Origin of the sequence: Streptacidiphilus melanogenes (genome assembly GCF_000787835.1) — a bacterium.
GTDB lineage: Bacteria > Actinomycetota > Actinomycetes > Streptomycetales > Streptomycetaceae > Streptacidiphilus > Streptacidiphilus melanogenes.
Genome location: NZ_BBPP01000031.1, coordinates 54,343 through 60,342 on the forward strand (window position 1 = coordinate 54,343; position 6,000 = coordinate 60,342).

Annotated in this window: 4 protein-coding genes; all 4 read left to right on the top strand. The window is 71.4% G+C overall.

All coding sequences use genetic code 11. The annotated features are described in order from the left end of the window. Positions 1 to 191: 191 nt before the first annotated feature. A complete protein-coding gene (locus tag TR49_RS40380; RefSeq protein ID WP_052434682.1) occupies positions 192 to 911 on the top strand; it encodes a DUF2637 domain-containing protein in 720 nt (239 codons plus the stop codon). A gap of 1,981 nt (positions 912 to 2,892) precedes the next feature. Further along, complete coding sequence (locus tag TR49_RS27335; protein WP_160311644.1) at positions 2,893 to 4,464, top strand: S53 family peptidase; 1,572 nt, start codon at positions 2,893 to 2,895, stop codon at positions 4,462 to 4,464. A 232-nt stretch (positions 4,465 to 4,696) separates the two neighbouring features. Further along, positions 4,697 to 5,071 carry a response regulator transcription factor gene (locus TR49_RS27340; RefSeq protein ID WP_042386509.1) on the top strand — a complete coding sequence of 125 codons (375 nt, stop codon included), beginning with the start codon at positions 4,697 to 4,699 and terminating at the stop codon, positions 5,069 to 5,071. A gap of 53 nt (positions 5,072 to 5,124) precedes the next feature. Beyond that, on the top strand, positions 5,125 to 6,000 hold an 876-nt coding region (locus TR49_RS44045; RefSeq protein WP_174501611.1), incomplete at its 3' end, for a HEAT repeat domain-containing protein.

Consider the following 6,000-nt stretch of genomic DNA (forward strand, 5'->3'; position numbering starts at 1 on the left):
TGGCGTCGTTTTCCCCGATGTGAATTCAGTGTGCGGAACGCCGCTGCCGGTGAAGTCCCCAGGCGCGGCTGTATTGGCGAGTTGTTTGCGGGCGGAGAAAGTCGAGGGCGGGTCCACGGCCGGCGTTTACCGGCCGGGCCGGGGCGGTGAAACCCCGACGGCAGGGGTGCGGCCGATCGGATCAGGGGTGCGTGGTGTACCAGCCGGTCGCTGACCCCCTCGATCCTTTCACCGCGCAGTTGGCTGGCCTCGACGCGTCGGCCGGCACATGGGGGGCTGCCGAGGACATCCTCCCCGGCCGGTGGTGGAACGATGCGCTGACGGCGCATCACCTACAGGCGGACCCTCCTGGCGAGACGCCTGCGGCCGACGGCAGCGACGACGGCGGTGAGGTGCCCGCATCGCAGCGCCGCAAAGAGGTGCCTCAGGAGCTGTCTTCCTCCCGGGCGCGCCGCAGGGCCGCCCTGCGCGCAGGGCGGCCGCCACTTGTCGGCACGCTCTTCGAGGCGGCCACGGCACTCATCGCCGCCGTGGTGTGCGCCCTTGGATACCTGCTGTCCTACGGTCCTTTGCACCACCTGGCGGAGCTGCGCGTGTCGCAGAGCCTTGCGCAGCCGTGGCCCGTCGTCATCTACGGCCCGTGGCTCGCTGCGTGCCTTTCCCTGCTGAGGGCGGCGCTGGACGGGCGCCGAGCCTTGCACTCCTGGTGCGTCGTGGTGGTGTTCTCATCCGTCGCGACGGTGCTGTGCATCGCGGACGTGCCCCGTACCACCATCGACACGGTCATCGCCGGCCTGCCGCCTGTCACTGCGGCCGTAGCCCTGCATCAGTTGGTGCGTCAGCTGCGCCTGAGCCGAGGCCAGCGCCGCGGTGGCCAGCGCACGCGCCGGCACCGTGGGCGCCGGGCTTGAGTCCGAGGTCCCGCGGGGTCGCCTGGCCCTGGTGGCGGCGTCCCGCAAGTCAGAGAGGAAGCATCCAATGTCCTGGTCGGAGTTCGAGGCCGGTGCGGTCAGTCGCGGCGAAGGGACGGCATGGCAGATGGCGGCGCGTCTGGAGGCCGTGGTGGCGCCGTCCGTCCCGGTGACGGCGGCGGACGCGCAGGGGGCCACGCCCCTCTTCGATCAACTGGCCCGTCTGTGGCACTCGCAGAGACGACAGGTCCCCGGTGAGCCGGATCCTGAATGGCATGCGTTGGTCTCCCGCGGGTCGGGACGCCGCAGGCGCCCGTCGGATCAGCGGTGGTCCACTGCGGTGTGGTGACCGCGTTGCGGGGTCCCCTTTTTCTGTGCGGGTGGATGTACGGGGTATCGAAGATGGGGTGGTTCGCGCAATGGGACCGGCTGGTCGAGGGCAGGCATATGACTATTGCATGTCCGCGGGCCTCTGGCGGCGACGGCTGCAGGACCGTTTTCCGGCCCCGCCCGGTGCCTGGATGTGCCCCTGCGCGTTCCCGATTGTGACTCCTTGCCCAGTTTCGTTTTTGTGAGGAGCCGCCGCCGCAAAATATCGAGCGCGGGACGGGGCAGCCGGGATTGTCCTATGACATGTCTTCCGTTGTGCGTGGGTTGGCTGCGAGGCGGCGACGAGTCGTCCCCAGTCGCCGCGTCCCGTGGCACCCCACGCCGGTGCGAGGCCTGCCGGTAGACCCGCCGGGTGCTCTCCCGGCCTTCGCAGGACAACCCCGCCCGGTGCCTTGGGCTGCAGCGCTCGCGCAGCGCCGGTCTGTGGAGCCCGCACGGACGCGACAGCGGGCGGGGGCCTGACCCCAATGCGTATGCCGATGCTGGCCGTTGATCCTTCCACGAAGTGGGGATCTCCCACGAGCCGGGCAGGGGTCCGGGGCTCCGCGCCGAGAGGGGCCGAACGAGTACTGCGACGGCCCACGGCTGAGCCGTTCGGTCGATTCAGTGCACGCACGTGTGGGAACGGCACCGGCACCCCGTACAGATGAGCCGTGGGACTGGTCTGATCCGCCGGGTCACACAGGGCTTGGGTCCGCGAAGCACAGGAGTGGGGTTGATGGGTGTGTTGCAGAAGCCGGCGCGAAGGGCCTGTGCGGTCGCCGCCGCGGCGGGACCGTCGCGCCCGGGGGGACTGGCGGGTGCGTCCCCAGCCAGAGCCCAGGCCTACCCGCCCGGGGGCTCCGCGTTCGTCAGCAGCACAACGCTGGTGCTCGTCGGCGGGCACCTCACGTTCACTGCGACGCTTCCGTTCGCTGAGCCGGTTGTGGTGGACCTGAGCCTGCCGATCCTTCCGCCCCTTCCCGGCCCGTCGGCCGCAGCGGGCACCCAGGCGAACCAGACCAAGCACCAGGAGACCCAGGCGACGCGGACCCTGGCCACACTGATGCCCGACGCCCACGGTCGTGTCTTTGGAACGGTGACCATTCCCTCGAGCACGGTCCCGGGTGACCATGTCCTCAGACTGGCGACGAACAAAGGGGCGCCAACTGCTCGTGGCCACGCCACTAAGGATGCTGCCCAAGGGCACGGTGATCACGTCATCCGCGCCGGTGGGAGGCTGGCACGCGGCTCGGCGGCCCGTCCGGGGCCCCGCCGCACGCCCGTGCGCCAAACCGCTGCTGGCCGCAGGGGCGATGTCGGTCGGGGCCGGCCTCGGTGGCTGGGCCCTGTAACGCAGGGCGTCCGCACCGCGACGACTGAGCCCACGAAGCCGGGGCAGTGCCGCGAGCTCAACGTCGGCCTTCCCTTCCCAAGTGCTGCGCTCCCCAAGCTATCTGACTGACAGTCACACGAGCGGACGGCTTCCGGTTGCGGAAACCCCCAGCCGGGGGCGGACTTGAAACCGGGCCACACGCGATCGAACATTCGGCCCCGACGCGTGTGGCCCCCCTCAGCTCGGCACACCCGATTGATCCTCCTGGGAGGCACCGTGCGCCTGCGCCCCGATCTACGGCTCAATGTCGGCGTCCTCGGTGCCCTCGCCGCTCTCGCAGCCTCCTTGGCCGCCGTCCCGGCCGCCCACGCGCACACCGTGCCGCAGTCCCGGGTCCTGGGGGACGACGTCGTTCCCGACACCGGACGCGCGCAGCATCTCGGTGAGCTGCCCCGCAGCGCCTACCTAAGGCTCGCCTTCACACTCACCGCACGGAACAAGCCCGCCCTGGACCGCTACGTGAGCGAGCTCGACGACCCCGGCTCGCCCCACTACCGCCACTACCTCCGGGGGAAGGAGTTCACCGCCGCCTACGGCCGCACCGCAGACGAGATCGACCGCCTGCGGGCCTTTCTGGCCGGCAACGGTTTCCACATCGACGACGTGCACTCCGGCCGCCTGGTCGTCGACGCCTCGGCGACCGCAGCCGACGTGGAACGAACGTTTCGCATCCGGCTGGACACCTGGCGCGACCCCTCCACCGGCCGTGCGTTCTACGGAAACACGACACCTCCCACGCTCCCGGCGGACCCGGGCCTGCTCGTGGCGGACATCGCCGGGCTGACCGACAAAGCCGTGCGAGCGTCGAACGTGCACTTCGGAGGCGTCGGCGGCCTGGCGCCCCGAGAACTTCGCGCCGCCTACCGCGCCGGTCCCACGGGCCAGGGGGAACAGCGTGGCACGCCGCCACGTGTGGCCCTCGTGGAATTCGCGGGATTCCAACCACAGGACATCGCCGTCTACGACCGCCGGTTCGCCCCGACGTCACCCGCACCCGAGCTGCGCCTGGTCGACGGCGGCCCCGACGACCAGGAGTCCGGCCGCGAAGCCGTGGAGGCAGAGCTCGAGACGGTGCAGGCGGTGGCCCCCACTGCCGTCACGCAGGTGTTTTCGGCCGAGAACAGCGCGGCGGGTGAAATCGACGCCTGCCAGGGCGTGATCGACGCAGGCGTCACCGTGGCGATGACCGGATGGGGCGCCCCCGAGGACGAGCGGACGGCGAGTGGCCTGCGGGCGATCGATCTGATCTTGGAGGAGGGCGCGGCAGAGGGAATCGGCTTCTATGCCTCCTCACCGGATCCCGTGCGCCGTCCACGCGATCGCGCGGACCTCGGTGCGCAGTTCCCCGCCTCGGACCCCTACGCGACAGCGGTGGGAGCCGCGGACGATGCCGGACGCGTTCGCGGGGACGGCCGGTCGATGGCGTTTGCAAAACCCTGGTGGCAGGCGCGCTGGGACGCCACAGCCGATCCACGCGCCAGGCGTGAGGTCCCGGACGTGATGGCGCGCCTCGCGCCGGGGGTGAGGGTCCAGACCGGCGGCCGGTGGCGCACCGCGACCGGGGCCGGCATCGCGACGGCCTTGGCGACTGCGCTGGCGGCCGGTCAGCACCTGCGCGCCAGCGCCTGCGGCGGCGAATCCGCACCGGGGTTCGCCGCGCCCACCCTCTACCGCCTGTGGCACGAACAAGCCTCTCGGGGCGGTGCCGTCCCTGACAAAGACGCAAGGCCCTTCGACGTCGCGCGGATGCCGGACACGGTCCTTTGCCCGAACCGGCAGCTGCGATGAGCAGCAGGCGAGGTCCTACCGGCGCCGGCACCGGCCTCCCCGGCCCCGCGCACGCCCGCATCGACGTGGACCGCCCACCCCCAAGGCAGCATCCCGCCCCGCTCTGGTGCCTGTGGCTGTACCCGACGCGACCGCTTCCCAGCGCGTGCGGCCCGCCCCAATCGTCGTCCACCCGAACCGAATCGGCGACGACGACAAGCCACTTGACCGACAACGGGCGAAAGAGAGAACGATGGCATCCGTCCTGGTGGCCGACGACGACATCGACATCCGCAACCTGGTGTCCTACAAGCTCACCCAAGCGGGACATGAGGTGACCGCCGTCGAGAACGGGCTGGCCGCACTCAAAGCGGTGCGGGAACACCCCGTGGACCTCGCCCTCCTCGACGTCAGAATGCCGGGCATGTCCGGCCTGGACGTCTGCCGTGAACTGCGGGCCGACGCGGCGACCAGGGCCGTGCCGGTCATCCTGCTCACCGCACGCTCCCAGGAGATCGACGTGGAAACGGGCTTCGCCGCAGGAGCGGACGACTACATGGTCAAACCCTTCAGCCCCCGCGAACTCACCAGCCGGGTCGAGGCCGTACTGGCCAGGCTCTCGCGGTGACCCGCCTCGGACCGCTCGGCCTCGCCGCCGTCGTGCTCCTGGCAGCAGGCGCCGTGCTGCTGATCGCCCTGGTGGCCCTCCGCATCCGCCACCAGGCCCGGCGCATCCGAGCGGACCGGGCTGCCGCGCCCTGCACTGCGCAGCTGCTTGAGCTGCTGTGCGCAGAAGAGGAGGACCGGGAACGGGTCCTCGGCAGGCTCGTCGAGTTGGACGACCGCAGCTGGGCCGTCCTCGAGCCGGTCGCCCACACCTATCTCGGCAAGGTGACCGGGCAGGCCGCCGACTCCCTCATCGAACTCTTCGAGCGGCGCGGCCTGGCCGAGCGCGCCATGGCGGACCTCGAACGGCCGGGACGCACCCGTCGCGCCCTCGCTGCGGAGACGTTGGGCCAGCTGCGTCATCAGGCGGCCGTCGAAGGCCTCCTGCCACTGCTGCAGGATCCCGACCCCGACGTACGGGTCGTCGCCGCCAGGGCCCTGGGCCGAATCGGGGACGCCGGCGCCGCGACCGCCCTCCTGTCGGCGCTGCACGGCCCGCACACGGTTCCCGCGTCGGTGGTCCTTCAGGCGCTCACCGAACTCAGCGCCGACAGCCACCCCCTGATCGCGGCAGGACTCGACGCCCCGCAACCACTGGTGCGCGCCGTCGCCATCGAAGCACTGGGCGCGGTCGGCGCGACCGCCTGGGCGCCGAGCATCATCCTGGCCCTGAGCCGCGATCCACATCCAGAGGTACAGATCAGGGCAGCACGCGCACTGGGCGCACTCGGCGCACCGTCGGCCCTGGAGCCGCTCCTCGATGCGCTCGGGCAAAGCCGGCCCGCGCCCCTGCGCGCGGTGGCCGCCGGCGCCCTCGGCCGGCTCGGTGACCCCGGTGTGGCCTGGCGGCTCGGGGAACTGCTCGACGACCCGGCGCCGCGCGTAGCAGCC